This window comes from Streptomyces sp. NPDC006512 (assembly GCF_040611935.1).
GTDB lineage: Bacteria > Actinomycetota > Actinomycetes > Streptomycetales > Streptomycetaceae > Streptomyces.
Window position 1 is genome coordinate 137,878 of the sequence record NZ_JBEXPG010000006.1, and the last position, 26,037, is coordinate 163,914.

General features: G+C 71.5%; 26 protein-coding genes. 19 read left to right on the top strand and 7 right to left on the bottom strand.

The genetic code is table 11. The annotated features are described in order from the left end of the window. Positions 1-213: 213 nt before the first annotated feature. Complete coding sequence (locus tag ABZZ17_RS06635; RefSeq protein WP_356872717.1) at positions 214-1,980, top strand: lytic transglycosylase domain-containing protein; 1,767 nt, start codon at positions 214-216, stop codon at positions 1,978-1,980. A 269-nt stretch (positions 1,981-2,249) separates the two neighbouring features. Here the strand turns inward: ABZZ17_RS06635 and ABZZ17_RS06640 are convergent, their stop codons facing one another. Next, the gene (locus ABZZ17_RS06640) at positions 2,250-2,453 is read right to left on the bottom strand and encodes a cold-shock protein (protein WP_250977180.1); all 204 of its coding nucleotides are present in this window, start codon (positions 2,451-2,453) and stop codon (positions 2,250-2,252) included. A gap of 237 nt (positions 2,454-2,690) precedes the next feature. On the opposite strand from ABZZ17_RS06640, the gene ABZZ17_RS06645 reads away from it, so the two are divergent. Continuing rightward, complete coding sequence (locus ABZZ17_RS06645; protein ID WP_356872719.1) at positions 2,691-3,554, top strand: menaquinone biosynthesis protein; 864 nt, start codon at positions 2,691-2,693, stop codon at positions 3,552-3,554. A 126-nt stretch (positions 3,555-3,680) separates the two neighbouring features. Here the strand turns inward: ABZZ17_RS06645 and ABZZ17_RS06650 are convergent, their stop codons facing one another. Next, the gene (locus ABZZ17_RS06650; protein WP_356872721.1) at positions 3,681-4,031 is read right to left on the bottom strand and encodes a DUF4190 domain-containing protein; all 351 of its coding nucleotides are present in this window, start codon (positions 4,029-4,031) and stop codon (positions 3,681-3,683) included. Positions 4,032-4,131: 100 nt separating this feature from the next. Here ABZZ17_RS06650 and ABZZ17_RS06655 point away from each other — a divergent pair, with 100 nt between their 5' ends. The 3 genes from ABZZ17_RS06655 (at position 4,132) to ABZZ17_RS06665 (ending at position 7,837) form a co-directional block, all read left to right on the top strand. Next, the gene (locus tag ABZZ17_RS06655; RefSeq protein WP_356872870.1) at positions 4,132-5,898 is read left to right on the top strand and encodes a serine/threonine-protein kinase; all 1,767 of its coding nucleotides are present in this window, start codon (positions 4,132-4,134) and stop codon (positions 5,896-5,898) included. 95 nt (positions 5,899-5,993) lie between these two features. Next, a complete protein-coding gene (mqnC, locus tag ABZZ17_RS06660; RefSeq protein ID WP_356872723.1) occupies positions 5,994-7,193 on the top strand; it encodes a cyclic dehypoxanthinyl futalosine synthase in 1,200 nt (399 codons plus the stop codon). Then, complete coding sequence (locus ABZZ17_RS06665) at positions 7,193-7,837, top strand: hypothetical protein (protein WP_356872725.1); 645 nt, start codon at positions 7,193-7,195, stop codon at positions 7,835-7,837. The genes mqnC and ABZZ17_RS06665 overlap by 1 nt, the downstream gene beginning before the upstream one ends. On the opposite strand, the gene ABZZ17_RS06670 is transcribed toward ABZZ17_RS06665, so the two are convergent. Together ABZZ17_RS06670 and ABZZ17_RS06675 are read right to left on the bottom strand one after the other, a co-directional pair. Beyond that, positions 7,803-8,096 (bottom strand): helix-turn-helix transcriptional regulator, encoded by a 294-nt coding sequence (locus ABZZ17_RS06670; RefSeq protein WP_356872727.1) that lies wholly within the window; start codon positions 8,094-8,096, stop codon positions 7,803-7,805. The genes ABZZ17_RS06665 and ABZZ17_RS06670 overlap by 35 nt on opposite strands. A gap of 32 nt (positions 8,097-8,128) precedes the next feature. After that, a complete protein-coding gene (locus ABZZ17_RS06675; RefSeq protein ID WP_356872729.1) occupies positions 8,129-9,058 on the bottom strand; it encodes a DUF3152 domain-containing protein in 930 nt (309 codons plus the stop codon). Between the two features lie 202 nt (positions 9,059-9,260). Between ABZZ17_RS06675 and ABZZ17_RS06680 the strand changes: the two genes are divergently transcribed. Together ABZZ17_RS06680 and ABZZ17_RS06685 are read left to right on the top strand one after the other, a co-directional pair. Beyond that, positions 9,261-9,953: a demethylmenaquinone methyltransferase gene (locus ABZZ17_RS06680; protein ID WP_356872731.1), complete on the top strand. Its 693-nt coding sequence runs from the start codon at positions 9,261-9,263 to the stop codon at positions 9,951-9,953. 5 nt (positions 9,954-9,958) lie between these two features. Next, on the top strand, positions 9,959-10,891 hold the full coding sequence (locus ABZZ17_RS06685) for a glutaminase (protein WP_356872733.1): 933 nt from the start codon (positions 9,959-9,961) through the stop codon (positions 10,889-10,891). Between the two features lie 234 nt (positions 10,892-11,125). On the opposite strand, the gene ABZZ17_RS06690 is transcribed toward ABZZ17_RS06685, so the two are convergent. Beyond that, positions 11,126-11,656, bottom strand: coding sequence for a GNAT family N-acetyltransferase (locus tag ABZZ17_RS06690; RefSeq protein WP_356872735.1), 531 nt, complete (start codon positions 11,654-11,656; stop codon positions 11,126-11,128). A 97-nt stretch (positions 11,657-11,753) separates the two neighbouring features. Between ABZZ17_RS06690 and ABZZ17_RS06695 the strand changes: the two genes are divergently transcribed. Further along, positions 11,754-13,037 (top strand): geranylgeranyl reductase family protein, encoded by a 1,284-nt coding sequence (locus ABZZ17_RS06695; protein ID WP_356872737.1) that lies wholly within the window; start codon positions 11,754-11,756, stop codon positions 13,035-13,037. Between the two features lie 11 nt (positions 13,038-13,048). Here ABZZ17_RS06695 and ABZZ17_RS06700 read toward each other — a convergent pair whose 3' ends face one another. Next, on the bottom strand, positions 13,049-13,345 hold the full coding sequence (locus ABZZ17_RS06700) for a hypothetical protein (protein ID WP_356872739.1): 297 nt from the start codon (positions 13,343-13,345) through the stop codon (positions 13,049-13,051). Between the two features lie 292 nt (positions 13,346-13,637). Next, positions 13,638-14,537, bottom strand: coding sequence for a C40 family peptidase (locus ABZZ17_RS06705; protein ID WP_356872741.1), 900 nt, complete (start codon positions 14,535-14,537; stop codon positions 13,638-13,640). Positions 14,538-15,370: 833 nt separating this feature from the next. Here ABZZ17_RS06705 and ABZZ17_RS06710 point away from each other — a divergent pair. Genes ABZZ17_RS06710 through nuoK form a run of 11 tightly spaced genes read left to right on the top strand, consistent with a single transcriptional unit; the run spans position 15,371 to position 26,034 of the window. Continuing rightward, on the top strand, positions 15,371-15,730 hold the full coding sequence (locus ABZZ17_RS06710) for an NADH-quinone oxidoreductase subunit A (protein WP_030773548.1): 360 nt from the start codon (positions 15,371-15,373) through the stop codon (positions 15,728-15,730). Between the two features lie 15 nt (positions 15,731-15,745). Beyond that, on the top strand, positions 15,746-16,300 hold the full coding sequence (locus ABZZ17_RS06715; RefSeq protein ID WP_007265818.1) for an NADH-quinone oxidoreductase subunit B: 555 nt from the start codon (positions 15,746-15,748) through the stop codon (positions 16,298-16,300). Beyond that, on the top strand, positions 16,297-17,019 hold the full coding sequence (locus ABZZ17_RS06720; RefSeq protein WP_356872744.1) for an NADH-quinone oxidoreductase subunit C: 723 nt from the start codon (positions 16,297-16,299) through the stop codon (positions 17,017-17,019). Before ABZZ17_RS06715 ends, ABZZ17_RS06720 begins: the two co-directional genes overlap by 4 nt. Then, a complete protein-coding gene (locus ABZZ17_RS06725) occupies positions 17,019-18,359 on the top strand; it encodes an NADH-quinone oxidoreductase subunit D (RefSeq protein WP_356872746.1) in 1,341 nt (446 codons plus the stop codon). The genes ABZZ17_RS06720 and ABZZ17_RS06725 overlap by 1 nt, the downstream gene beginning before the upstream one ends. Next, positions 18,356-19,105 (top strand): NADH-quinone oxidoreductase subunit NuoE, encoded by a 750-nt coding sequence (gene nuoE / locus ABZZ17_RS06730; RefSeq protein WP_356872748.1) that lies wholly within the window; start codon positions 18,356-18,358, stop codon positions 19,103-19,105. The genes ABZZ17_RS06725 and nuoE overlap by 4 nt, the downstream gene beginning before the upstream one ends. Continuing rightward, positions 19,105-20,451, top strand: coding sequence for an NADH-quinone oxidoreductase subunit NuoF (nuoF, locus tag ABZZ17_RS06735; RefSeq protein ID WP_356872750.1), 1,347 nt, complete (start codon positions 19,105-19,107; stop codon positions 20,449-20,451). Before nuoE ends, nuoF begins: the two co-directional genes overlap by 1 nt. Then, the gene (locus ABZZ17_RS06740) at positions 20,448-22,955 is read left to right on the top strand and encodes an NADH-quinone oxidoreductase subunit G (protein WP_356872752.1); all 2,508 of its coding nucleotides are present in this window, start codon (positions 20,448-20,450) and stop codon (positions 22,953-22,955) included. The genes nuoF and ABZZ17_RS06740 overlap by 4 nt, the downstream gene beginning before the upstream one ends. Beyond that, the gene (gene nuoH, locus ABZZ17_RS06745) at positions 22,952-24,337 is read left to right on the top strand and encodes an NADH-quinone oxidoreductase subunit NuoH (protein WP_356872754.1); all 1,386 of its coding nucleotides are present in this window, start codon (positions 22,952-22,954) and stop codon (positions 24,335-24,337) included. The genes ABZZ17_RS06740 and nuoH overlap by 4 nt, the downstream gene beginning before the upstream one ends. Beyond that, complete coding sequence (nuoI, locus tag ABZZ17_RS06750) at positions 24,330-24,917, top strand: NADH-quinone oxidoreductase subunit NuoI (RefSeq protein ID WP_356872756.1); 588 nt, start codon at positions 24,330-24,332, stop codon at positions 24,915-24,917. The genes nuoH and nuoI overlap by 8 nt, the downstream gene beginning before the upstream one ends. Continuing rightward, positions 24,914-25,738, top strand: coding sequence for an NADH-quinone oxidoreductase subunit J (locus ABZZ17_RS06755; protein ID WP_356872758.1), 825 nt, complete (start codon positions 24,914-24,916; stop codon positions 25,736-25,738). The genes nuoI and ABZZ17_RS06755 overlap by 4 nt, the downstream gene beginning before the upstream one ends. After that, positions 25,735-26,034: an NADH-quinone oxidoreductase subunit NuoK gene (gene nuoK, locus ABZZ17_RS06760; protein ID WP_030864698.1), complete on the top strand. Its 300-nt coding sequence runs from the start codon at positions 25,735-25,737 to the stop codon at positions 26,032-26,034. Before ABZZ17_RS06755 ends, nuoK begins: the two co-directional genes overlap by 4 nt. Positions 26,035-26,037: the final 3 nt, after the last annotated feature.

Below are 26,037 nucleotides of genomic sequence, written 5' to 3' on the forward strand. Positions count from 1 at the left end.
ACCGGCAGGGAAGGCGCACCCCGGCGGCGCCGCCGGTCGCCCCGGGGGCCGCGTCCTGGACGTCCTGGGCCACAGGGCGGTGAAGCCGAGACGAATGGTGCGTCATATCTGCGGGGGCGACGGCGAGTCGCGTCGGAATACCTGATAGACAGAAGAATCACGGCTCGACCGGCCGCAAACCTTAGCTGGCCGCCTTGGGGGGATCGCCGCACTGTGAAGCCGCTTCACCGTCATGTAGTCAACACCTCGCGCAAGGTCTTGTGCACGGCCGCCCTCGCGGCCAGCCTGACCACCGCCGCCGTCGTGACCAACCCGTCGACCGCGGGCGCGGGGGAGTCCGAACCGACCCCGGACAGTCCGCAGGCCACCGACCGCGGCGACGCGCGGCTCGACCTGCCGCCCACGCTCGCCGACCCCACGCCGCCGCCCGGAGCGAACGCTCCCGAAGGCGCCGGCGGCATACCCGCGACCGCCCTCGACGCCTACCAGCGCGCCGCGGTGTCGGTGGGCGCGGCCCTGCCCAACTGCAAGCTGCCCTGGGAACTGCTGGCGGGCATCGGCCGCATCGAGTCCGTCCACGCCTCCGGGTACGGGCTCCAGTCCGACGGGTACACGGAGAAGCCGATCCGCGGCCCCCGCCTCGACGGCAACGGCTTCGCGAAGATCAGCGACACCGACAAGGGCGAGTGGGACGCGGACACCGAGTACGACCGCGCCTTCGGCCCGATGCAGTTCATCCCGTCCACGTGGAAGGACTGGAAGGCCGACGGCAACGCCGACGGCAAGCGCGACGCGAACAACATCTACGACGCGGCCCTGGGCGCGGGCCTCTACCTGTGCGCGGGCGACCGGGACCTCTCCGACCCGGCCAAGCTCGACAAGGCGATCCTCAGCTACAACAACTCCCGCGAGTACGTGAACTCCGTACTCGGCTACATGCGGCAGTACCAGAACGGCGCCGCCGGGGTACCGAACCCGCCCGCCGGGAACTTCCCCACCCCGCCGCCCTCGGGCACCCTGCCCGCCCCGCAGCCCACGTTCCCGACGACGCCGACCAGGCCGACCACGCCCACGACGCCGACGAACCCCACCACGCCGACGAACCCGACCACGCCCACCAAGCCGACGACCCCGCCCACCGAGCCGACCAAGCCGACCCCGGCGCCGGCCGCGCTCGCCAAGCTGGAGCGCGTCGGCGGGGCGAAGCTGGAGGCCGAGACGGGCGGCGTCTTCGCGGAGGGCACCCGCTTCAAGGCGGTCCTCAGCGACGGAAAGCCGGCCGTCGGCCAGGCCGTCGTGATCGCCGTCGAGGGGGACACCACCGGCGGGACCCGCTTCTCCCCGCTGAACGAGCCCAGCGTGGTGATCCGTACGGACGCCCAGGGCATCGCCACCGCCCCCAAGCTGAAGGCGGGCCCGACGGCCGGCGCCTTCACCCTCCGCGCCACGGCCTACGACTCCAAGAGCCAGTTCACCGTGGCCCTGGACGGCAAGGTCACCGCCAAGCCGGTCGTGCTGACCCGCACCGACGGCACGGCCCCCGTGCGGGCCGAGACCGGCACCGCCGTGAAGGGCCTGCAGTTCCTCGCCGCCGCCGGGAACACGCCCGTCGCCGGTGCGCAGCTCACCGCCGCCCTCGTCGAGAAGGACCAGGCCGGCGCCTGGGTCCCCGTGGACCCGAAGACGGCGAAGGGCCCGTACTTCGCGGGCGAGGACGGCAAGAAGCTGTTCGCACTGGACCTGCCCAAGACCGGCGCCGACGGCAAGACCGCCCTGCCGGACCTCCTCACCAAGGACGTCGCCCCGGGCACCTACCACCTGCGCCTGATCACGCCCGAGAAGTCGGTCCTGCTCCTGGAGATCACGATCGCCCCCAAGGCGGAGACCAAGCCGGACCCCGCGCCCGGAACCCCTGAGACGCAGCCGGGGACGGGTACCAAGCCCGCCCCGACCACCTCCCAGCCGGCCCTCAAGCCCTGATCCTGGGCCCCGGACACACGAGAAGGCCGCCGGCCGGTCACCGTCCCGCACGGTGACCGGCCGGCGGCCTTCCGCTTCGCCGGCGGTGAAAGCGGCGCTGAAAGCGGCGCTGAAAGCCGGGGGTGAGAGCCGGGGGTGAGAGCCGGGGGTGAGAGCCGGGGGTGAGAGCCGGGGGTGAAAAGGCAGGAGCCCCGCCCCCTCCGCTCGCACGGAGGAGGCAGGGCTCCTTGGGTACTGCTAATCCAACCGCGATCCGGTCGGCCAGGCGACTAGGCCGGGGTGACGTTCTCCGCCTGCGGGCCCTTCGGACCCTGCGTGACGTCGAAGTTCACCTGCTGGTTCTCCTCCAGGGAGCGGAAGCCAGCAGCGTTGATCGCGGAGTAGTGGACGAAGACATCCGGGCCGCCGCCGTCCTGGGCGATGAAGCCGAAGCCCTTTTCAGCGTTGAACCACTTCACGGTTCCGGTAGCCATGAGCCCTCCTATGGGCCAAAGGGTCGCCCTGCTCCAGAACCTGCTAAGAAGTCTGAAAACTACAAAAGCCTGCGGGTCACATTCTCCGCAGGCTTCGTACTGCAAGGGAAACCAAACTGCAACTTGCGTCGAGCCTAGCACGCACCCCGCGGCCGAGACCAGAGGGAAAGATCACGTCACCCGGACGTTTGAGACCCGCTCGATGGCTGACGGAGAGCCGGGGGCTAGTCTCGCGATGTGGACGTCTACCGCAGCCGGCCCCGCGTCGGCCACATCCAGTTCCTGAACTGCCTGCCCCTCTACTGGGGGCTGGCCCGAACCGGCACGCTGCTGGACCTGGAGCTGACCAAGGACACCCCCGAGAAACTCAGCGAAAGACTCGTCAGCGGCGAACTCGACATCGCGCCCATCACCCTCGTCGAGTACCTCCGCAACGCCGACGAGCTCGTCGCCTTCCCCGACATCGCGGTCGGCTGCGACGGCCCCGTGATGTCCTGCGTGATCGTCTCCCAGGTCCCGCTGGAGCAGCTCGACGGCGCCCGGGTCGCCCTCGGATCGACCTCCCGGACCTCCGTACGCCTCGCCCAGCTGCTCCTCGCCGAGCAGTACGGAGTCCAGCCCGACTACTACTCCTGCCCCCCTGACCTGGGCGTCATGATGCAGGAGGCCGACGCGGCGGTGCTGATCGGCGACGCCGCGCTGCGCGCCTCGCTGCACGACGCCCCCCGGCTCGGGCTGGCGGTCCACGACCTCGGTCAGATGTGGAAGGACTGGACCGGACTGCCGTTCGTCTTCGCCGTCTGGGCCGCCCGCAAGGACTACCTCGCCCGCGAGCCGGTCGTCGTCTCCAAGGTCCACGAGGCCTTCCTGTCCTCCATGGACGTCTCCCTCCGGGAGGTCACCAAGGTCGCCAAGCAGGCCGCCCGCTGGGAGGCCTTCGACGCCGAGCTGCTGGAGCGCTACTTCACCACGCTCGACTTCCGCTTCGGCCCGGAACAACTGGCCGGCGTCCGCGAATTCGCGCGCCGTACGGGTTCCACGACGGGCTACCCCACGGATGTCGCCGTGGAGCTCCTCAAGGTGGGCGCCGCGGATCATTGAGCGGGCTTATGCCCGCCGCCGCCGCGCACACCGGAAAGCGAATGCGTGCGTTATCCGGGAATTCGTTCCCCATTCGCCCTCGTGTACCGCGAAGCGGAATGCATGCATTCGCCCGGGGCTTTCGGTTCAGCCGTGCTCCATGACGAAGCCCAGGCCGGCCGCCAGGCCGAAGAGGGCGGCGACGGCCAGGAGCGTCACCAGCAGGCACAGCCAGCCGATCAGGAGGGCGGCCAGCGCGGCGCCCCGGCCGTCGCCGCCGAGCCGGCGGCCCCGGAAGCGGGCCGCGTGCCCGGAGGGGATCGCCAGCAGCGCGCACAGCAGCGCCAGCGCGACGAAGAGCGGCGGGTTGAGCCAGGCGATCGGCCCGGCGAAGTTCCCGAGGAAGCCCACGGACGCCAGCGCGAAGCCGAGGGCGACCCGCGCCGTCCGGTTCCGCCCGGTCAGGCTCGTCGTCCCGGTGGTGCCGGTGCCGTTCATCTTTCTTCCCCCCTCGTACGGTTTCCGGCGGCCCACCGTAGGCGATGCCCGAGGCCCTAAGGTGCTGGTGACATCAGACGACTCGGGGGACGGGGAAGCGATGCAGCCGCTCGAAGCCGGTGAACCGCGGACGATCGGGGCGTACCGGCTGCTCGGCCGGCTCGGCGCGGGCGGCATGGGCCGGGTCTACCTGGGGCGCAGCGCGGGCGGCCGGACCGTCGCGGTGAAGATCGTGCACCCGCACTTCGCGGCGGACGGGGAGTTCCGGGAGCGGTTCCGGCGCGAGGTGGAGGCCGCCCGCCGGGTCGGCGGGGAGTGGACGGCGCCGGTGCTGGACGCCGACCCCGAGGCGGCCGTGCCGTGGGTGGCGACGGGCTACGTGGCGGGCCCCTCCCTGGACCGGGCGGTGGCCGGGCACGGGCCGCTGCCGGGGTCATCGGTGCGGGCCGTCGGAGCGGGGCTGGCCCGGGCGCTGGTGGCGGTGCACGCGCTGGGCCTCGTCCACCGGGACGTGAAGCCGTCGAACGTGATGCTGACCCTCGACGGGCCCCGGCTGATCGACTTCGGGATCGCCCGGGCCACGGACGGGACGGCCTCGCTGACCTCCACGGGGGTGTCCGTCGGCTCGCCCGGCTACATGTCGCCCGAGCAGATCCTCGGCAAGGGGATCAGCGGGGCGGCGGACGTGTTCTCGCTGGGCGCGGTGCTGGCCTTCGCGGCGACCGGGCGGCCCCCCTTCACCGGGGACAACTCGGCGACGCTCCTCTACAAGGTGGTCCACGAGCCGCCGGAGCTCGACGGGATCCCGGCCGGGGAGCTCCGCGAGCTGATCGCGTCCTGCCTCGCCAAGGCGGCCCCGGAGCGTCCCGCGCCGCAGGAGCTGGCGGTGGCCCTGGGCGGCGCCCTGGGCGCGCCGGGGTGGCTGCCGGCTCCGCTGGTGGAGGAGGCGAGCCGGGCGGCCGTGGCCCTGCTGGACCTGGACGCGGAGCCCGCCGGGGATCCCGCAGGGCGGGCCGGGTCCGGGCCGGTGCCGTTGCCCGCGGCCCCGTACGGGGCTCCGGCGGGCGGCGGGTTCGGGGCGCCGGACCCCTCGTACGGGGGCCCGTACGGGGCTTCGGGCCCGGCGGGCCCGTACGGTTCGGGCGCCGCGCGGCAGGGGGCGTCGAACGCCGCGCCGCACGACGCGGTGACCGGGACGGCGGGCGGCGGCGGTGTGCCGGGTCCGCGCGAAGCCCCGGAAGGGCGCCGGGTGACGGTCAGCGCGGCCGGCCGGCGGTTCAGCTGCACGGTCGTCCTCGCGGCGGCGGCCGTCCTCGCGGGGGTGACCGGCGGGCTGTACGGGATGGGGCTGCTGCCGGGACAGGGCGAGGGCCGGGACGCGGCGAGCAGCGGCCCGCGGCCCTCGGCGTCGACGCCGGCGGACACCGACCCGGCCGCGTCCTCGCCGGCGACCACGCCCACCGGCAGTCCGTCCGCGGCCTCGTCGGCCCCGCCGAAGGGGACCCGGGGCGACGTGCCGAAGGAGCTGACCGGAACCTGGAAGGGCACGGTCACCACCGCCCGCCTGGGCGTCCCGAGCGCGTTCGAGATCACGATCAAGGGCGGCAAGGTCGGCGAGGTCGTCGCCCGCGACAAGTCGGTCATCGACCTCCTCGGCACCGACTGCAGCGGCGACTGGAAGCTGGCCTCCGCCACCGACCGCTCGCTCGTCCTCGACACCTCCGGTGGTCCGAACCCGGCGCCCGGCGTCTGCTCCAACGGCTCCGCCGACGAGCGCTTCACCCTCAACGAGAACGGAACCCTCCACTACAAGTCGGGCGACGGTCCCGCCGGGAACCCCGAGGGCGACCTCACCCGCAGCCCCTGAACCGCGGGGGCCCGGCCCCTGAAACCCGCGGACGGGCCCTGGCGTAGGCTGGATCGGTCCGGACCCTTGACACACCGCCGAAAGGTGACGCACCGGTGACCGACCAGGCCGCTCTCCAGTCTGTCCTCGACCGTGCCGCCGCAGGGGGCCGGATCAGCCAGGAAGAGGCCCTCGACCTCTACCGGCACGCCCCGCTCCACGCGCTCGGCCAGGCCGCCGACGCCGCGCGCCGGCTGCGCTACGCCGGTACGGAGCACATCGCGACGTACATCATCGAGCGCAACATCAACTACACGAACGTGTGCGTGACGGCGTGCAAGTTCTGCGCCTTCTACGCGGCCCCCAAGGACAAGAAGAAGGGCTGGTCGCGCGACCTCGACGACATCCTGCGCCGCTGCGCGGAGACCGTGGAGCTCGGCGGCACGCAGATCATGTTCCAGGGCGGCCACCACCCCGACTACGGCGTCGAGTACTACGAGCACCACTTCGGGGCCATCAAGAAGGAATTCCCGCAGCTGGTCATCCACTCCCTCGGCGCGTCCGAGGTCGAGCACATGGCCCGCATCTCGGGCGTCTCGGCCGAGGAGGCCATCCAGCGGATCCACGCCGCCGGCCTGGACTCCTTCGCCGGCGCGGGCGCCGAACTGCTGCCCGCGCGGCCCCGCAAGGCGATCGCCCCGCTCAAGGAGTCCGGCGAACGCTGGCTGGAGATCATGGAGATCGCCCACCGGCTGGGCGTGGAGTCCACCTCCACCATGCTGATGGGCACCGGCGAGACCAACGCCGAACGCATCGAGCACATCGCGATGATCCGGGACACGCAGGACCGCACCGGCGGCTTCCGCGCGTTCATCCCGTACACGTACCAGCCCGAGAACAACCACCTCAAGGGCCGCACCCAGGCGACGGTCTTCGAGTACCTGCGCATGATCGCCATCGCGCGGCTCTTCCTCGACAACGTCGCCCACATCCAGGGCTCCTGGCTCACCGTCGGCAAGGAGGCGGGCCAGCTCTCCCTGCACTACGGCGCGGACGACCTCGGTTCGATCATGCTGGAGGAGAACGTCGTCTCCTCGGCCGGTGCCAAGCACCGCTCGAACCGCCAGGAGATCATCGACCTGATCCGCAAGGCGGGCCGCGTCCCGGCGCAGCGCGCCACGACGTACGAGCACCTCCTCGTGCACGACGACCCGGCGAACGACCCGGCCGACCACCGCGTCGCCTCGCACATCTCCTCCATCGCCATCGAGGGCGGCACCGCGCACCCCGAGCTGAAGCTCATCTCCACGAACTGATGCTCACGCTGCACACGGCCGAACTCCTCGTCACCGGCCCGGGATCGACGCCGCTGGAAGGCGGCGCCGTCCTGGTCGAGGGCGACCGGATCGTCCGCGCGGGCCCGTACGCGGAGCTCGCCGCGGACGCCCCGCACGCCCGGGTCCGCCGCTGGCCCGGCGTGCTGACCCCGGGGCTGCTGGCGCGCGGCGCGGACGAGCTGCTGGAGCGGACGTATTACCCGGACGACCCGTACGAGATCACCGAGCTCGGCGCCGGCCCGATCACCGGGGCGGCCGCCCTGGACGCCCTGAAGATGACCGAGGCCCGCTGGGGCAACAGCGCCCGGCGCGGCACGCAGAAGCTGCTGGCGCGCGGGGTGGTGGCCGTCGCGGGCCGGTTCACGGTGGCGTCGGTGCGCACCGCGGTGGTCCGCTCGGGCCTGGCCGTGCTCGCGCCCGTCCCCTACGAGGGCCCGCCCGCCCTCGACCCGCTCGCGGGCCGGGAGACGGCCGAGGAGGCCTTCCACGGGGTCCTGGAAGCCGGCGCCCCGGCCCGCTTCGCGGTGTTCGCGGTGCCGTCCCCGGCGGAGCTCCCGGCCCTCGGCGCGGACACCTGCGTGGCCACGGTCATCGGGGGCCGTCTCCTGCACCGCCGTCGCTGAGCCGCCGGCCGTCGCGGGCGAGGGCCGCCAGGAGGCAGGCCTGGAGGCGGCTGATCCCGCCGAGCTTGGCCCGTATGTTGCCCACGTGGAACTTGACGGTGCTGACCGACAGGTGGAGCTCCGCGGCGAGTTCCGCGTTGGACGCCCCGGTCGCCAGGCACAGGAACACCGCCGACTCCTGTTCGGTGAGCCGCACCCGCGGCCGCTGGGGCCCGTACGACGGGAACCAGGCGGGGACGCTGAAGCTGACGACGCGCACGGTTCCCGCTCCTCACCCCGGCCACTGCTGTGTCAGGGGACGCGCGGACCGGCCAGGTAGGTTCCCGCTCCGTCGAACGGCCAGGCGTTGGACGTACAGCCGAGCAGTCCCTTGATCTGCTGCATCATCGCGGGCGCCGGCCGCCCGGGCCCGGGGCAGGTCTCGTGCTCCCGGCCCAGTTCGTGGCCCACCTCGTGGTTCACGATCAGGGCCCGGTACTCCTCCACCGGGCCGCTGAACTGCGGGGACCCCTCCAGCCAGCGCTTGAGGTTGACCACGACGGTGTGCCCGGCCCGGCAGTTGGTCTCCCCGATCAGCTCGGGCGTGACCACCTCGCACAGCCGGTCGGTGGTCGACGGCGTGGCGATCTTCACGGTGAAGTCCACCGGCTGCCCGGGCCCGGCCATCCGGAAGCCGTACGCCGGGTCGCGGATCCAGCCGCGCGGGTCCCCGAGGATCGCCTCGACGGAGCGGGCGGCGGCCTCCGGGTCGACCCCGCTGCCCTGTTCGACCTCGATCCGCCAGCTCCGTACGGGCCCCTTGCCCTGGGGCTGCCCCGTCACCGTCGACGCGGTGAACGTCCCCGGCCCCGCGGCGGGCGCGGACGGGCCCGTGGACGCCTTCGGGGAGGCCGGGGCGGAAGGGGAGGCCGCGGGCGCCTTCGGGGAGGCCGGGCCGGAGGGGCGGCGGGTCGTGCGCGAAGCGGGGGAGGAGGCGTGCGGGGCCGTGACGGAGGGGTCCGCCGGGACCTCTTCCGCCGGCCCGGCGCCCCGGCCGTCGGCGACGGTGGCGACCTCCGGGTCCCCGGGGGCCAGGGTGTAGGCGGACACCGAGAGCACGATCAGCGCCGTCGCCCCGAGGACCGTCCGGCGCAGCCGCCGGCGCCGCTCGGCCCGGCGCAGCGCGCGCAGGCCTCCTCGGGAACCGTCCGTGGAACGACCGGTGGAACGCCCTGCCGGCATGCTGGAGCCCTTTGCTAGACGAGGGCACCCAGTGTGCCCCTCGCCCTGCCGGGTCGTCGGTCCGGGTCGGCCCGCGTCCAGTCAACCCACCCGCACGCCACACCACAACTGTCCCCGGGGCCAGTCCCGGGCGGGTGGCGCGGCGGCGGCCTGAGAGGATGGCTCCGTATCTGTCGACCCGCACACCGAGGGGCACACACCAGTGACAAGGGCTTCCCTGGACAAGCAGCCGCACGAAGTCGCGTCCATGTTCGACGGTGTGGCGGCGAACTACGACCTCACCAACGACGTGATCTCCCTCGGCCAGGCGCGCCTGTGGCGCAGGGAGGTCGCCAAGGCGGTCGCCGCCCGCCCCGGCCAGAAGGTCCTCGACCTCGCCGCCGGAACCGCGACCTCCTCGCTGCCCTTCGCCGAGAGCGGCGCGTACGTCGTCCCCTGCGACTTCTCCCTCGGCATGCTCCGCGAGGGCAAGAAGAAGCACGCCTGGCTGCCGCTGACCGCCGGTGACGCGACGAAGCTGCCGTTCAAGGACGACGTCTTCGACACCGTGACGATCTCCTTCGGCCTGCGCAACGTCCAGGACACCGACGCCGCGCTGCGCGAGCTGTACCGGGTGACGAAGCCCGGCGGCCAGGTCGTGATCTGCGAGTTCTCGCAGCCGACCTGGGCGCCCTTCCGCACCGTCTACATGGAGTACCTGATGCGCGCGCTGCCGCCGGTGGCCCGTGTGGTGGCCTCGAACCCGGACGCGTACGTGTACCTCGCCGAGTCCGTCCGCGAATGGCCGGACCAGCCGGCGCTGGCCGCGCTGCTGCAGAAGGCCGGCTGGGGCAAGGTCGCCTGGCGGAACCTGACCGGCGGCGTCGTCGCCCTGCACCGCGGCACCAAGGCGTAACAGGAGTGGCGGTGGAGGCCGGGCCCTTCGACTACGCGGCCCTGCTGGAGCGGGTCGCGGCCGACATCGCGTCCCTCGTCGGCAGCGGCACGCCCGCCGAGTACATCCCGGCCCTCGCGACCGTGGACCCCGGCAGCTTCGGGATGGCGCTCGCCGACCTCGACGGGAACGTCTACGGGGTCGGTGACTGGCGGACCCCGTTCTCCACCCAGTCGATCACCAAGGTGTTCGCGCTGGCGCTGGCGCTGGCCGAGGGCGGCGACAGCCTGTGGGAGCGGGTGGGCCGGGAGCCGTCGGGCAACCCGTTCAACTCGCTCGTGCAGCTGGAGTACGAGAACGGCATCCCCCGCAACCCGTTCATCAACGCGGGCGCGCTCGTCGTCACCGACCGGCTCCAGACCCTGACGGGCGACGCGAGCAGCGAACTGCTGGAGTTCCTGCGGCAGGAGAGCGGCAACCCCGGCATCGGCTTCGACGCGGAGGTGGCCGCGTCCGAGCAGGAACACGGCGACCGGAACGCGGCCGTCGCCCACTTCATGGCCTCGTACGGGAACATCGACAACCCCGTGCCGGCGCTGCTGGACCACTACTTCTGGCAGTGCTCCATCGAGATGAGCTGCGCCGATCTCGCCCTGGCCGGGCGGTTCCTGGCCCGGCACGGGCTGCGCGCGGACGGCTCGCGGCTGCTGACGCGCAGCGAGGCCAAGCAGATCAACGCGGTGATGCTGACCTGCGGGACGTACGACGCGGCGGGCGAGTTCGCGTACCGGGTCGGGCTGCCGGGCAAGAGCGGCGTCGGGGGCGGCATCGTCGCGGTCGTCCCGGGCCTGTGCACCCTCGCGGTCTGGAGCCCTGGACTCGACGCGCAGGGCAACTCGGTGGCGGGTGTGGCGGCTCTGGACCGCTTCACCACGTTGACGGGGCTTTCGGTGTTCTGAGCTTGCCTCTGCCTCTGCCCTGGCCGGGCGGGGGGCGGGTGGGGTGGCTGCGGGTGGGCCGGGGTCGGGGCCGGGGGCGGGGCCGGGGTGGGGGGTCGGCCGGGGCGGGCATGATTTATGGCGCCTTGTCCGGAGCGCCTTGCCGGCGGGGCAGGGCGCCAACAAATCACGTTTTAGCCCCGGCCGACCCCCCACCCCGGCCCCGCCCCCGGCCAGGTGTCGCCCCGGGTGGGGTCAGGGCGTCGCCAGTGTGAGTTCGTAGCGGCGGCCGTAGCGGGTGCCGCTCGGGAGCGGGAACCGTTCCGCCAGCGTCATTCCGAGCCGCTCCGCGACCGCGATCGACCGCTGGTTCTCGTCGTCGATCATCGCCACCACGTGCGGGACCCCCGCCTCCCGTACCCGCTCCAGCGCGGCCAGCGCAGCCGCGTACGCGTACCCGCGCCCCCACGCGGAGCGCCCCAGCCGCCAGCCGATCTCGATCTCGCCGACCGGCCCCCACGCCTTCTCCGCCGGCCACGGCTGCGCGCCGGTGAAGCCGATGACCTCGCCGTCCCCGTCGAGCAGCGTCCACAGGCAGTAGCCGCGCTGCGCGTCGTGCATCCGCTGCCGCGCGGTGAATTCGACGTACGAGGACAGTTCCGCGGGCCCGCCGAGGAACTCCATCACGTCCGGGTCGTCGAAGACGCCGTGCCAGGCGTGGGCGTCCTCGTCGGTGGGTACGCGCAGGCGTACGTCGGGGAGCGGCCGGGTCGGCGAGGTGGTCATAGGGGCAGCCCTTCGGATCGTGATCTCTCTCGCTGCTTAGACTGCACTTGTCCGGTGCCGCCTGGCACCCTATATCGAGCCTTCGGGAGACCCCGCAGTGACCGAGCCCCTCTCCGAACACTCCGCGGATGTGATCGTCGTCGGGGCCGGGCCCGCCGGCTCCACGACCGCCTACTACCTCGCCAAGGCCGGACTTGACGTCCTGCTGCTGGAGAAGACGGCGTTCCCGCGCGAGAAGGTGTGCGGCGACGGTCTGACCCCGCGTGCCACCAAGCAGCTCGTGTCGATGGGCATCGACATCTCGGAAGAGGCGGGCTGGCTCCGCAACAAGGGTCTGCGGATCATCGGCGGCGGGCAGCGGCTCCAGCTGGACTGGCCGGAACTCGCCTCCTACCCGGACTACGGACTCGTCCGCAAGCGCGACGACTTCGACGAGACGCTGGCCCGGCAGGCGCAGAAGGCCGGCGCCCGCCTGTACGAGCGCTGCAACGTGGGCGAGCCCGTACGCGATCCGCGCACCGGGCACATCACGGGCGTGCAGGCGAAGCTGGGCGAGGAGAAGACCCCGGTCACCTTCCACGCCCCGCTGGTCGTCGCGGCCGACGGCAACTCCTCGCGGCTGTCGCTCGCGATGGGCCTGCACCGGCGTGAGGACCGCCCGATGGGCGTCGCGGTGCGCACGTACTTCACCTCGCCTCGGCACGACGACGACTACCTGGAGTCCTGGCTGGAGCTGTGGGACCGGCGCGGTCCGCAGGACCGGCTGCTGCCCGGCTACGGCTGGATCTTCGGCATGGGCGACGGTACGTCCAACGTCGGCCTCGGCATCCTGAACTCCTCCTCGGCGTTCAAGGAACTGGACTGGCGCGAGGTCCTCAAGGCGTGGTGCGCGTCCATGCCGGAGGACTGGGGCTACACCCCGGAGAACATGACGCAGCCGATCCGCGGGGCCGCGCTGCCGATGGCCTTCAACCGGCAGCCGCACTACACCAAGGGCCTGCTGCTGGTCGGTGACGCGGGCGGGCTCGTCAACCCGTTCAACGGCGAGGGCATCGCCTACGCGATGGAGTCCGGGCAGATCGCCGCCGAGGTCATCGTGCAGGCGCACGCCCGGTCCACGCCGGCGCTGCGGGAGCTGGCGCTCCACAGCTACCCGAAGGTGCTCAAGGAGACGTACGGCGGCTACTACACGCTGGGCCGCGCCTTCGTGAAGCTGATCGGCAACCCGAGGGTGATGAAGGTGGCCACGCAGCGCGGCCTGACCCACCCCGTACTGATGAAGTTCACGCTGAAGATGCTGGCCAATCTGACCGACCCGACGGGCGGGGACGCGATGGACCGCATCATCAACGGGCTGAGCAAGGTGGCCCCGAAGGCCTGAGCGGCGCGGGGTCAGAGGCCGGCGGGCCGGTGCGGGGTGTCCCCGTCCCGGTCCGCTCCGGCGTTCCCGGGGCCGTCCGGGGCGCCGTGGACGGCGCGCACGCAGCGGGCCAGGAGGACGAGGCCGGACAGCAGCAGGGCGGCGGAGAGCGCCCATGCCAGGCCGAGGGCGAGCGGGGGGCCGGGCTTCTGCCAGGGGCGGACGGTGCCCAACAGCCAGCCGCCGACGGCGAGGAGGGCGAGGCCTCCGGCCGCGGGGGCGGCGGCGGGGTCGCCGGCGCCGTGCGTTTCGTACGGGTTCGCGCTCACGGGACCACCGCCTCCAGGATCGGTCCGGCCGCACGGCCGGGTGCACGCGGCCATCTTCGCAGGGCCCCGGCCGGGTGGGGAACGGCGGTGTCCGGGGCCCTGGGGCCGGCAGGCGCGCCTTCCCGCGGGCTTCCCGGCGGCGGGGAGGTTCCCGTGCGGTGCGTCCTCCCGGGGGGAAGCGAAGTGCCGTACGGGGGCGTTGGGGGACCGGCCCCCGGCTCCGGGCATGCCGCAGGGCCGGCGCTCCTCCCCCGAGCGGGGGAGCACCGGCCCTGCGTGGCGATCGAGTCGATCAGAGAAGGCGGACGGCGCCCGTGGGCTTGTCGTAGTTCATGGGGCGCTCGACGATGCCCGTGTTGGGGTTCTGCGCGCCGATGAAGTTGCCGCCACCGACGTACAGGGCGACGTGGTACGCGCTGCCCTTGGAGCCCCAGTACAGGATGTCGCCCGGCTGAAGGGCGCTCAGGGACACCGAGCGGCCGGCGGTGGACTGTGCCTGCGAGGTGCGCGGCAGGGAGACGCCGGCCTGGCGGTAGGCCGCCTGCACGAGGCCCGAGCAGTCGAACGAGGACGGGCCGGTGCCGCCCAGGACGTACGCCTTGCCGAGCTGTGCGCGGGCGAAGTTGAGGATCGCGGAGGCCGAGCCCTTGACCGGCGCCGTGACGGTGCCGCTGCCCTGGCCCGAGCCGCTGCCCGCGCTGGAGCCCTTGGAGGGGGTCGAGGAGGACCCGCCGTCGGAGTCGTCGGAGCCGGAGGCGGTCTGGAGGGAGGTGCGCTCGGCGTTGCGGGTGGCGCGCTCGGCGTCGGCCTTGCGGTCCGCTTCCTCCTTCGCCTTCTTCTCCGCCGCCTTCTGGGCGTCTTCCTTGGACTGCTTCGCCTCGGCGGCGGCTCCCGTACGGGCGCTCTCCTCCTGGGCGTTCAGTTCGCCTTCCACGGCGGCCTCGACGGCGGCGACGCGGGTGGTCTCGGCGGCCGTGGTGACGGCCGAGGACACCTCGGCGCCGAGGTCCAGGTCGAGGACCGGCATTTCCAGCGTCGTCTCGGCCACGGGCTCTGCGGACGGGGACGCGCTCGCGGTGCCGGCCATGGCCAGGGTGCTGAGAACGCCACCGGCAACTCCGGCGCGGACCGCGAGCTTCGAGGCGCTGCGGCGGGGCTTCCGGTGGCTGGGTATGTGAGCGGTGTGGGACATGGGAACAACCGCTATCAGGGGGTGGACGTCCGCTTCAAGAAACGTGGTCTGCGCCACAGTTGCGCGCGGAGGGTCCGAACCGGGCGCGTCGCGCCTCTTATTGACGCCGTAACGGGCGTATCGGACACACTTTCACAAGCCTGTGATCATGGGGTTTCAGAATTAAGTCCGAATTGATCCAGGGCCTACCATCGGCCCGCACAGATGGCCAAGCCCTCTTTCGGCGGCGCTCATTCCGTGTGACACAGATCACAGTTACCTCCTGCCGTGCGGGCGCTGTGGCCGGTCCGTGATCCGACTGTGAACGTGCCGTGCGGTTAGTGAACGGATGCACAGCATCCGCTCCCCTTTCATCCCGCCGTCGACTTCCGGCCACCGGCCCCCCTCGTGCCCCCTCGCGGCACCCGTATTCCCCCTCGCGTCCACTCCCGTCCCGCCGGCTTCCCCCGACCGGGCGACGGCGGTTCCTTTATCACTGAGGCCGCGCTGGTGCCAATTTGCCTGCAACGGCCACCATTTGATAGAGCAGCACGCCTTCCACCTGCGGTGACGGGCCCGGATGTCACCTTTGGTGATCATGTGGATGCCTTGCGTACGAAGATCACCACTCATCGGACTTCATGATCGTTCGTCAGGTGGTGGAGATCACAAACTCGGTGTTGTTACCCGTGTCGCAGATCACAGACCGGCAGGCATAAGATGCGCAGCAGTCCGGCTTGTGAACTGCCTCACATGCCCCCGTCCCGATCTTCGGGGCGATCTTCGCGGGGGCGGTGCACGCGGCGCCGGCACAGCGGTCCAACGGTCAAGGACGACTGGAAGGAGCGAGGAGCGTGAATGCGTACGCACCCATCCTCGTGCTCGGCGCCCTCGGCGCAGGGTTTGCGATCTTCTCCGTGGTCATGGCCACGCTGATCGGCCCAAAACGGTACAACCGGGCGAAGCTCGAAGCCTACGAGTGCGGCATCGAACCCACCCCGATGCCCGCCGGCGGCGGTCGCTTCCCCATCAAGTACTACCTGACGGCGATGCTCTTCATCGTCTTCGACATCGAAGTTGTCTTCCTCTACCCCTGGGCCGTCACCTTCGACGCCCTGGGGATCTTCGGGCTCGTCGAGATGCTGCTCTTCGTGCTCACCGTCTTCGTCGCCTACGCCTACGTCTGGCGCCGCGGCGGCCTGGAATGGGACTGAGGGGCTGAATTCTCCATGGGACTGGAAGAGAAGCTGCCGAGCGGCTTCCTGCTGACCACCGTCGAACAGGCCGCGGGCTGGGTGCGCAAGTCATCCGTCTTCCCCGCGACCTTCGGCCTGGCGTGCTGCGCCATCGAGATGATGACCACCGGAGCCGGCCGCTACGACCTGGCCCGCTTCGGCATGGAGGTCTTCCGCGGCTCCCCGCGCCAGGCCGACCTGATGATCGTGGCCGGGCGGGTCAGCCAGAAGATGGCGCCGGTACTGCGGCAGGTGTACGACCAGATGCCCGCTCCCAAGTGGGTCATCTCCATGGGCGTTTGCGCCTCTTCGGGCGGAATGTTCAACAACTACGCGATCGTCCAGGGCGTCGACCACATCGTTCCGGTGGACATCTACCTCCCCGGCTGCCCGCCGCGCCCCGAGATGCTGATGGACGCGATCCTCAAGCTCCACCAGAAGATCCAGGGCTCGAAGCTCGGCGTGAACCGGGAAGAGGCGGCGCGCGAGGCGGAGGAGGCAGCCCTCAAGGCGCTCCCCACCATCGAGATGAAGGGGCTCCTTCGGTGAGCGACGACCCGGCCGTGGAGAACGGCAATAACGTCCCTGCTCCCAGGGGCACCGCCGGGCCCGAGGTGATCGGCGTCCGCAAGGGCATGTTCGGCGCCGCGAACGGCGGCGACACCAGCGGTTACAGCGGCCTCGTCCGCACCGTGGCCCTGCCCGGGGAGACGGGCCGGCCCTACGGCTCGTACTTCGACGAGGTCGTCGACGAGCTCGAAGGCGCCCTGGAGGAGCAGGGCCTGGTCCCCGGCAACGCGATCGAGAAGGTCGTCGTCGACCGGGCGGAGCTCACGCTCCACATCGCCCGCGAGCACCTCGTACGGGTGGCCTCCACCCTGCGCGACGACCCGGCGCTGCGCTTCGAGCTCTGCACCGGCGTCAGCGGGGTGCACTTCCCCGGGGACAAGGGCCGCGAACTGCACGCCGTCTACCACCTGCGCTCGCTCACCCACGGCCGGATCGTGCGGCTGGAGGTGTCCGTCCCGGACGGCGACCCGCACGTCCCCTCGCTCGTCACCGTCTACCCGACCAACGACTGGCACGAGCGCGAGACGTACGACTTCTTCGGGCTGGTCTTCGACGGCCACCCGGCCCTCACCCGGATCATGATGCCGGACGACTGGCAGGGCTTCCCCCAGCGCAAGGACTACCCGCTCGGCGGCATCGCCATCGAGTACAAGGGCGCCCAGATCCCGGCTCCCGACCAGCGGAGGTCGTACAGCTGATGTCCCCCACCTCGAACCACGCAGCCCACCCCGCCTCCGCGCGCGAGACGACCGAGGGCACCGTCTACACCGTCACCGGCGGCGACTGGGACGAGATCGTCCGGTCGGCGGCCCGCGCGGACGACGAGCGGATCGTCGTCAACATGGGGCCCCAGCACCCGTCCACCCACGGAGTGCTCCGCCTGATCCTGGAGATCGACGGCGAGACGGTCACCGAAGCCCGCTGCGGCATCGGCTACCTCCACACCGGCATCGAGAAGAACCTCGAATTCCGGAACTGGACGCAGGGCACCACCTTCGTGACGCGCATGGACTACCTGACGCCGTTCTTCAACGAGACGGCGTACTGCCTCGGCGTCGAAAAACTCCTCGGCATCACCGAGCAGATCCCGGACCGCGCCACCGTGATCCGCGTCCTGCTGATGGAACTCAACCGGCTCTCCTCCCACCTGGTGTGCATCGCCACCGGCGGCATGGAGCTGGGCGCGACCACGATCATGATCTACGGATTCCGGGACCGCGAGCTGATCCTCGACGTCTTCGAGCTGATCACCGGCCTGCGCATGAACCACGCGTTCGTCCGCCCCGGCGGCCTCGCCCAGGACCTGCCCCCGGGCGCGGTCGACCAGCTGCGCGAGTTCGTGAAGACCATGAAGAAGAACCTGCCGGAGTACGACAAGCTCGCCACCGGCAACCCCATCTTCAAGGCCCGCATGCAGGACGTCGGCTACCTCGACCTGACCGGCTGCATGGCCCTCGGCGCCACCGGCCCGGTCCTGCGCTCCGCCGGCCTGCCGCACGACCTGCGCAAGTCCGACCCGTACTGCGGCTACGAGAACTACGAGTTCGACGTGCCCACCACCGAGAGCTGCGACTCCTACGGACGCTTCCTGATCCGCCTGGAGGAGATGCGCCAGTCCCTGCGGATCGTCGAACAGTGCCTGGACCGGCTGGAGCCGGGACCGGTCATGGTCGCCGACAAGAAGATCGCCTGGCCCGCCCAGCTCGCCATGGGCCCCGACGGCCTCGGCAACTCCCTCGACCACATCAAGAACATCATGGGCACCTCCATGGAGGCCCTCATCCACCACTTCAAGCTGGTGACCGAGGGCTTCCGGGTCCCCGCCGGACAGGCCTACGCGGCCGTCGAGTCCCCCAAGGGCGAGCTCGGCGTCCACGTCGTCTCCGACGGCGGCACCCGCCCCTACCGGGTCCACTTCCGCGACCCGTCCTTCACCAACCTGCAGGCCATGGCAGCGATGTGCGAGGGCGGCCAGGTCGCCGACGTCATCGTCGCCGTCGCCTCCATCGACCCCGTGATGGGAGGCGTCGACCGATGACAGACATCCAGCTGGGGATGCCCCAGCTCCCCGCCCCCGACTTCCCGGCCGAGGTGCGCGCCCGGCTCGAAGCCGACGCCGCGGACGTCATCGCCCGCTACCCCGACAGCCGCTCCGCGCTGCTGCCGCTGCTGCACCTGACGCAGTCCGAGGAGGGCTACGTCTCCCGCACCGGCATCCGCTTCTGCGCCGAGGTGCTGGGCCTGACCACCGCCGAGGTCACCGCCGTCGCCACCTTCTACACGATGTACCGGCGCAAGCCCTCCGGGGACTACCAGGTCGGCGTCTGTACGAACACCCTGTGCGCCGTCATGGGCGGCGACGCCATCTTCGACGAGCTCAAGGAACACCTCGGGGTCGGCAACAACGAGACCACCCCCGACGGCAAGGTCACCCTCGAACACATCGAGTGCAACGCGGCCTGCGACTACGCCCCCGTCGTGATGGTCAACTGGGAGTTCTTCGACAACCAGACCCCCGAATCCGCCAAGGCCGTCGTCGACGACCTGCGCGCCGGCCGCCCGGTCGAACCGACCCGGGGCGCGCCGCTGTGCACGTACAAGGAGACGGCCAGGATCCTCGCCGGGTTCCCGGACGAACGCGAGGGCGCGGTGGAGGCGACCGGCGGCGCCGGCCCCGCCTCCCTGATCGGCCTGCGCATCGCCCGCGGCGAGAGCCCGCACGCCTCGATCGTGCACCCGCGGGGCGAGGCCCGCGGCGAGACCGGCACCGAGGGAGGGGAGTGATGTCCGTGTCCACCGAGCTGAGCAAGAACGGAAGCCCGGAGAAGCTCCTCGCCCCCGTCCTGTCGGCGTTCTGGGACGAGCCGCAGTCCTGGACGCTGGAGACCTACCGGCGCCACGAGGGCTACGAGGGCCTGCGCAAGGCCCTCGCCATGACCCCGGACGACCTCATCGCCTACGTGAAGGACTCGGGCCTGCGCGGCCGTGGCGGCGCGGGCTTCCCCACCGGCATGAAGTGGCAGTTCATCCCGCAGGGCGACGGGAAGCCGCACTACCTCGTCGTGAACGCGGACGAGTCGGAGCCCGGAACCTGCAAGGACATCCCGCTCCTGTTCGCCAACCCGCACTCCCTCATCGAGGGAATGATCATCGCCTGCTACGCGATCCGCTCGCAGCACGCCTTCATCTACCTGCGCGGCGAGACCGTGCCCGTCCTGCGGCGCCTGCACGAGGCCGTGCGCGAGGCGTACGCCGCCGGATACCTCGGCAAGGACGCCCTCGGCAGCGGCCTCGACCTCGACATCACGGTGCACGCGGGCGCGGGCGCGTACATCTGCGGCGAGGAGACGGCGCTGCTCGACTCCCTCGAAGGCCGGCGCGGGCAGCCCCGGCTGCGGCCCCCCTTCCCTGCCGTCGAGGGGCTCTACGCGTGCCCCACCGTCGTCAACAACGTCGAGTCCATCGCCTCGGTTCCCGCGATCCTGAACAAGGGCAAGGACTGGTTCAAGGCGATGGGGACCGAGAAGTCCCCCGGCTTCACGCTGTACTCGCTGTCCGGGCACGTCAGCGGCCCCGGCCAGTACGAGGCCCCGCTCGGCATCACCCTGCGCCAGCTCCTCGACATGAGCGGCGGGATGCGCCCCGGGCACCGGCTGAAGTTCTGGACCCCGGGCGGCTCCTCCACCCCGATGTTCACCGACGAACACCTCGACGTCCCCCTGGACTACGAGGGCGTCGGCGCGGCCGGCTCGATGCTCGGCACCAAGGCCCTCCAGTGCTTCGACGAGACCACCTGCGTCGTCCGGGCCGTCACCCGCTGGACCGAGTTCTACGCCCACGAGTCCTGCGGCAAGTGCACGCCCTGCCGCGAAGGCACGTACTGGCTCGTCCAGCTGCTGCGCGACATCGAAGCGGGCAAGGGCGTCATGTCCGACCTCGACAAGCTGAACGACATCGCCGACAACATCAACGGCAAGTCGTTCTGCGCGCTCGGCGACGGCGCGGCCAGCCCGATCTTCTCCTCGCTCAAGTACTTCCGCGCGGAGTACGAGCAGCACATCACGGGCAAGGGCTGCCCCTTCGACCCCAAGAAGTCGACCCTCTGGGCTGACACGGAGGTGAACGCATGACCGTCACCACTCACGCCCCCGCCGGTGGCGGAGAGGCCGCGGTACCGCCGGAGAACACGGTGTCCCTCACCATCGACGGCATCGAACTGTCGGTGCCCAAGGGGACCCTCGTCATCCGGGCCGCCGAACAGCTCGGCATCGAGATCCCCCGCTTCTGCGACCACCCCCTCCTCGACCCCGCCGGCGCCTGCCGCCAGTGCATCGTCGAGGTCGAGGGCCAGCGCAAGCCGATGGCCTCCTGCACCATCACCTGCACCGACGGCATGGTCGTCCGCACACAGCTGACCTCCGAGGTCGCCGACAAGGCCCAGCGCGGGGTGATGGAGCTGCTGCTCATCAACCACCCCCTCGACTGCCCCGTCTGCGACAAGGGCGGCGAATGCCCCCTCCAGAACCAGGCCATGTCGCACGGCAACGCCGAATCCCGCTTCGAGGGCCGCAAGCGGACCTACGAGAAGCCCGTCCCGATCTCCACGCAGGTCCTCCTCGACCGCGAGCGGTGCGTGCTGTGCGCCCGCTGCACCCGCTTCTCCAACCAGGTCGCCGGCGACCCGATGATCGAACTGGTCGAGCGCGGCGCGCTCCAGCAGGTCGGCACCGGCGAGGGCGACCCGTTCCAGTCGTACTTCTCCGGCAACACCATCCAGATCTGCCCCGTCGGCGCCCTCACCTCGGCCGCCTACCGGTTCCGCTCCCGCCCCTTCGACCTCGTCTCCTCCCCGAGCGTGTGCGAGCACTGCGCGGGCGGCTGCGCGACCCGCACCGACCACCGGCGCGGCAAGGTCCTGCGGCGCCTCGCCGCCGAGGACCCCGAGGTGAACGAGGAGTGGGTCTGCGACAAGGGCCGCTTCGGGTTCCGCTACGCGCAGCGCCCGGACCGGCTCACCACCCCGCTGGTGCGCGGAGCCGACGGGATCCTCGCCCCGGCGAGCTGGCCCGAGGCCCTGGAGGCGGCCGCGGCGGGCCTCGCCGCCGCACGCGGCCGCACCGGCGTGCTGACCGGTGGCCGGCTCACCGTCGAGGACGCCTACGCCTACGCCAAGTTCGCCCGCGTCGTCCTCGACACCAACGACATCGACTTCCGGGCCCGCGTGCACAGCGCCGAGGAGGCCGACTTCCTGGCCGCCTCCGTCGCCGGCACCGGCAAGGACCTCGACGGCACCGGAGTCACGTACGCCTCGCTGGAGGCCGCGCCGACCGTGCTGCTCGCCGGCATCGAGGCCGAGGAAGAGGCCCCCGGTGTCTTCCTGCGGCTGCGCAAGGCGCACCGCAAGCACAAGCAGCAGACCTTCGCGCTGGCCCCCTTCAGCACAAGGGGCCTGGAGAAGGCGGGCGGCATCCTGCTGGCCGCCGCACCCGGCACCGAACCCGAGTGGCTGGACGCCCTCGCCACCCGCAGCGGCCTGGAGGCCGGCGGATCCGCAGCCGCGGAGGCACTGCGCAAGCCCGGCGCGGTCATCGTCGTCGGGGAGCGCCTCGCCGGCGTGCCCGGCGCGCTGACCGCCGCCGTACGGGCGGCCACCGCGACCGGGGCCCGCCTGGTGTGGATCCCGCGCCGGGCCGGGGAACGGGCCGCCGTCGAGGCGGGCGCCCTGCCCTCCCTGCTCCCCGGAGGCCGCCCCGCCACCGACCCGCGCGCCCGCGCCGAGGTCGCCGCCGCCTGGGGGCTGGACGAACTCCCGCACCGCTACGGACGCGACACCGGCCAGATCGTCGAGGCCGCCGCCACCCGCGAACTCTCCGCCCTGCTCGTCGGCGGCGTCGACGTCACCGACCTGCCCGACCCGGCCCGCGCCCGGACCGCCCTCCAGGAAGCCTTCGTGGTCTCGCTGGAACTGCGGCCCGGCGAGGTCACCGACCACGCGGACGTGGTCCTGCCCGTCGCCGCGGTCGCCGAGAAGCCGGGTTCCTTCATCAACTGGGAAGGCCGGGTCCGGCCCTTCGAGGCCGCACTCAAGCCCGACCAGATGACCCGCCGCCTCGCCCCCGCCGACGCCCGCGTGCTGCACATGCTGGCCGACGCCGCGGACCGGCCGATCGCCCTGCCCGACGTACACGCCGTACGCCGGGAAGTGGACCGGCTCGGCCCCTGGGAAGGGGAACTCGCCGCGGAGCAGTCCACGGATCCGGTGGCGCCGCCGCGCCCCGGCGCCGGTGAGGCCGTCCTCGCCGGCCACCGGCTGCTGCTGGACCTCGGCCGGCTCCAGGAGGGCGACGACGCCCTCGCGGGAACCCGGCACGAGGCGCCCGCCCGGCTCTCGGCCGCCACCGCCGCCGAGACCGGCGTCAAGAACGGCGACGTCCTCGCCGTCACCGGCCCCGCCGGGACGGTCGAACTCCCGCTGCGGATCACCGAGATGCCCGACCGGGTGGTGTGGCTGCCGCTGAACTCCACCGGTTCCGGCGTGTTCTCCGACACCGGAGCCCGCCCCGGCAACCTCGTACGCATCGGCCCGGCGACCCCGGCCGCCGCCGGTGACACCACTGCGGAGGTGGAAGCGTGAGCGCGGTACCCGGTGACCTCGTCCAGCTGGCCGCGGAGGACCTGTCCCTGTTCGGCAAGGACGTCTGGTGGCTCGTCGTCGTCAAGGCGGTGTTCTGCTTCGCCTTCCTGATGGTGACCGTGCTCTTCTCCATCGTGTGGGAGCGCAAGGTCGTCGCCTGGATGCAGCTGCGCATCGGCCCCAACCGGCACGGCCCCTGGGGCATGCTCCAGTCGCTCGCCGACGGCGTGAAGCTGATGCTCAAGGAAGACCTCGTCGTCAAGCGGGCCGACAAGGTCGTCTACGTCCTGGCCCCGATCATCGCGGCGATCCCGGCCTTCATGGCCATCGCGGTGATCCCCTTCGGCCCCCCGGGCGACGAGGTCTCCATCTTCGGCCAGCGCACCACGATGCAGCTGACCGACCTGCCCATCGCGATGCTGTACATCCTCGCGGTGGCCTCGGTCGGCATCTACGGCATCGTCCTCGCCGGCTGGTCCTCCGGCTCGACGTACCCGCTCCTCGGCGGGCTCCGCTCCTGCGCCCAGATGATCTCCTACGAGATCGCGATGGGCGCCGCGTTCGCCTCGGTGTTCCTCTACTCCGGGTCGATGTCGACCTCGGCGATCGTGGAGGCGCAGGCCGACCGCTGGTACATCATCCTGCTCCCGGTCTCCTTCATCATCTACGTCATCACGATGGTCGGCGAGACGAACCGCGCCCCCTTCGACATGCCGGAGTCCGAGGGCGACCTGGTCGGCGGCTTCAACACCGAGTACTCGTCCATCAAGTTCGCGCTGTTCATGCTGGCCGAGTACGTCAACATGGTCACCGTCTCCGCGGTCTCCGTCACCCTGTTCCTGGGCGGCTGGCGGGCCCCGGCGCCGATCTCCACGTACTGGGAGGCCGCGAACCACGGCTGGTGGCCGATGCTCTGGTTCGTCCTCAAGGTGCAGCTGCTGCTGTTCTTCTTCATCTGGCTCCGCGGCACCCTGCCGCGCGTGCGCTACGACCAGCTGATGAAGCTCGGCTGGAAGGTCCTCATCCCGGTCTCCGTCGTCTGGCTGATGCTGGTGGCGACGGTCCGCGCACTGCGCAACGAGGCCTACGACTTCAGCGAGATCGTCCTGTACGTCGGCGGGGCCGTCGTCGCGATCCTGCTGCTGTCCTTCGTCGCCGACCTGTTCCGGGACAAGCGCGAGAAGGCGGCCGCCGAGCAGGCCGGCGAGGCCGCCGCGGCCGAGCCGTTCGACCCGATGGCGGGCGGGTTCCCCGTACCGCCCAAGCCCGGCCAGCACCTGGCACCCGTACCGCGCCGACGGCCTCGCAGCGAGCGGGAGCTGATTGTCAGTGGCGGCACGAATACTGACAGTGACCGAGAGGAGGGTGCAGAGAATGTCTGACGAGAAGTGGCAGAACCCGGTGGCCGGCTTCGGCGTGACCTTCAAGGCCATGTTCAAGAAGCGCCTCACCGAGCAGTACCCGGAGCAGCAGAAGACCACCGCTCCGCGCTTCCACGGACGGCACCAGCTCAACCGCCACCCCGACGGTCTGGAGAAGTGCATCGGGTGCGAACTGTGCGCCTGGGCCTGTCCCGCCGACGCGATCTACGTGGAGGGCGCGGACAACACGGAGGAGGAGCGCTACTCCCCGGGCGAGCGGTACGGGCGGGTGTACCAGATCAACTACGCCCGCTGCATCCTGTGCGGACTGTGCGTGGAGGCGTGCCCGACGCGGGCACTGACCATGACGAACGAGTTCGAACTGGCCGACTCCAGCCGTGAGTCGCTGATCTACACCAAGGAGCAGCTCCTCGCCGGGCTGACCGAGGGCATGGTCGAGGCCCCGCACTCCGTCTTCCCCGGCACCGACGAGCAGGACTACTACCGGGGGCTGGTGACGGGGGCCGCCCCGGACACGGTCCGGCAGGTCGCCGTCTCCAAGGGCGAGGTAGCGGAACCCGCCGAGGAGGTGCAGGCATGAGCGCCCTCGCCGCCGGCACCCTCGCTGCCGGCTCCCTGACCTCCACGGGCGAGGCCGTGCAGTTCTGGATCCTGGGCACCGTCGCCGTCATCGGCGCGCTGGCCACGATCCTGATGAAGAAGGCCGTGCACAGCGCCCTCAGCCTCGCCGGGACCATGATCATCCTGGCGGTCTTCTACCTCGCCAACGGGGCGTACTTCCTCGGCGTCGTCCAGGTGATCGTCTACACCGGCGCCATCATGATGCTGTTCCTCTTCGTGGTCATGCTCGTCGGCGTCACCGCCGCCGACTCCCTGAAGGAGACCATCAAGGGACAGCGCTGGCTCGCCGCCCTGTGCGGGCTCGGCTTCGGCACCCTGCTGATCGCCGGCATCGGCCAGGCCGGACTCAGCCACTTCAACGGGCTCGGCCGGATCAACTCCGGCGGACACGTCGAGGGCCTGGCCACGCTGATCTTCACCAAGTACGTCTTCGCCTTCGAGCTCACCGGCGCCCTGCTGATCACCGCGACCGTCGGCGCGATGGTGCTCACCCACCGCGAGCGCACCGAGCGGGCCGCCACGCAGCGCGAGCTCGCCGAGAAGCGCGTACGCGAGGGCGTGCAGCTCCCGCCGCTGCCCGCACCCGGCGTCTACGCCCGGCACAACGCCGTGGACGTGGCCGGTCTGCTGCCGGACGGCACCCCGTCCGAGCTGACCGTCAACAAGACGCTGCGGGCCCGCGGCCAGATCCGCGACGTGTCCAGCGAGGCGCTGAACGACCTGAAGGCGCTGGAACAGGCGTCCTCGGAGCGCCTCGGCCGCGAGGAGGCATCCAAGTGAATCCGGTCAACTACCTGTACCTGGCGGCCCTGCTGTTCACCATCGGCGCGGCCGGGGTGCTCATCCGGAAGAACGCGATCGTGCTGTTCATGTGCGTCGAGCTGATGCTCAACGCCTGCAACCTCGCGTTCGTGGCCTTCTCCCGGATGCACGGCAACCTCGACGGCCAGATCATCGCGTTCTTCACGATGGTCGTCGCCGCCGCGGAGGTCGTGGTGGGCCTCGCGATCATCGTGTCGCTGTTCCGTACCCGCCACTCGGCCTCGGTCGACGACGCCAGCCTGATGAAGCTGTAAGGG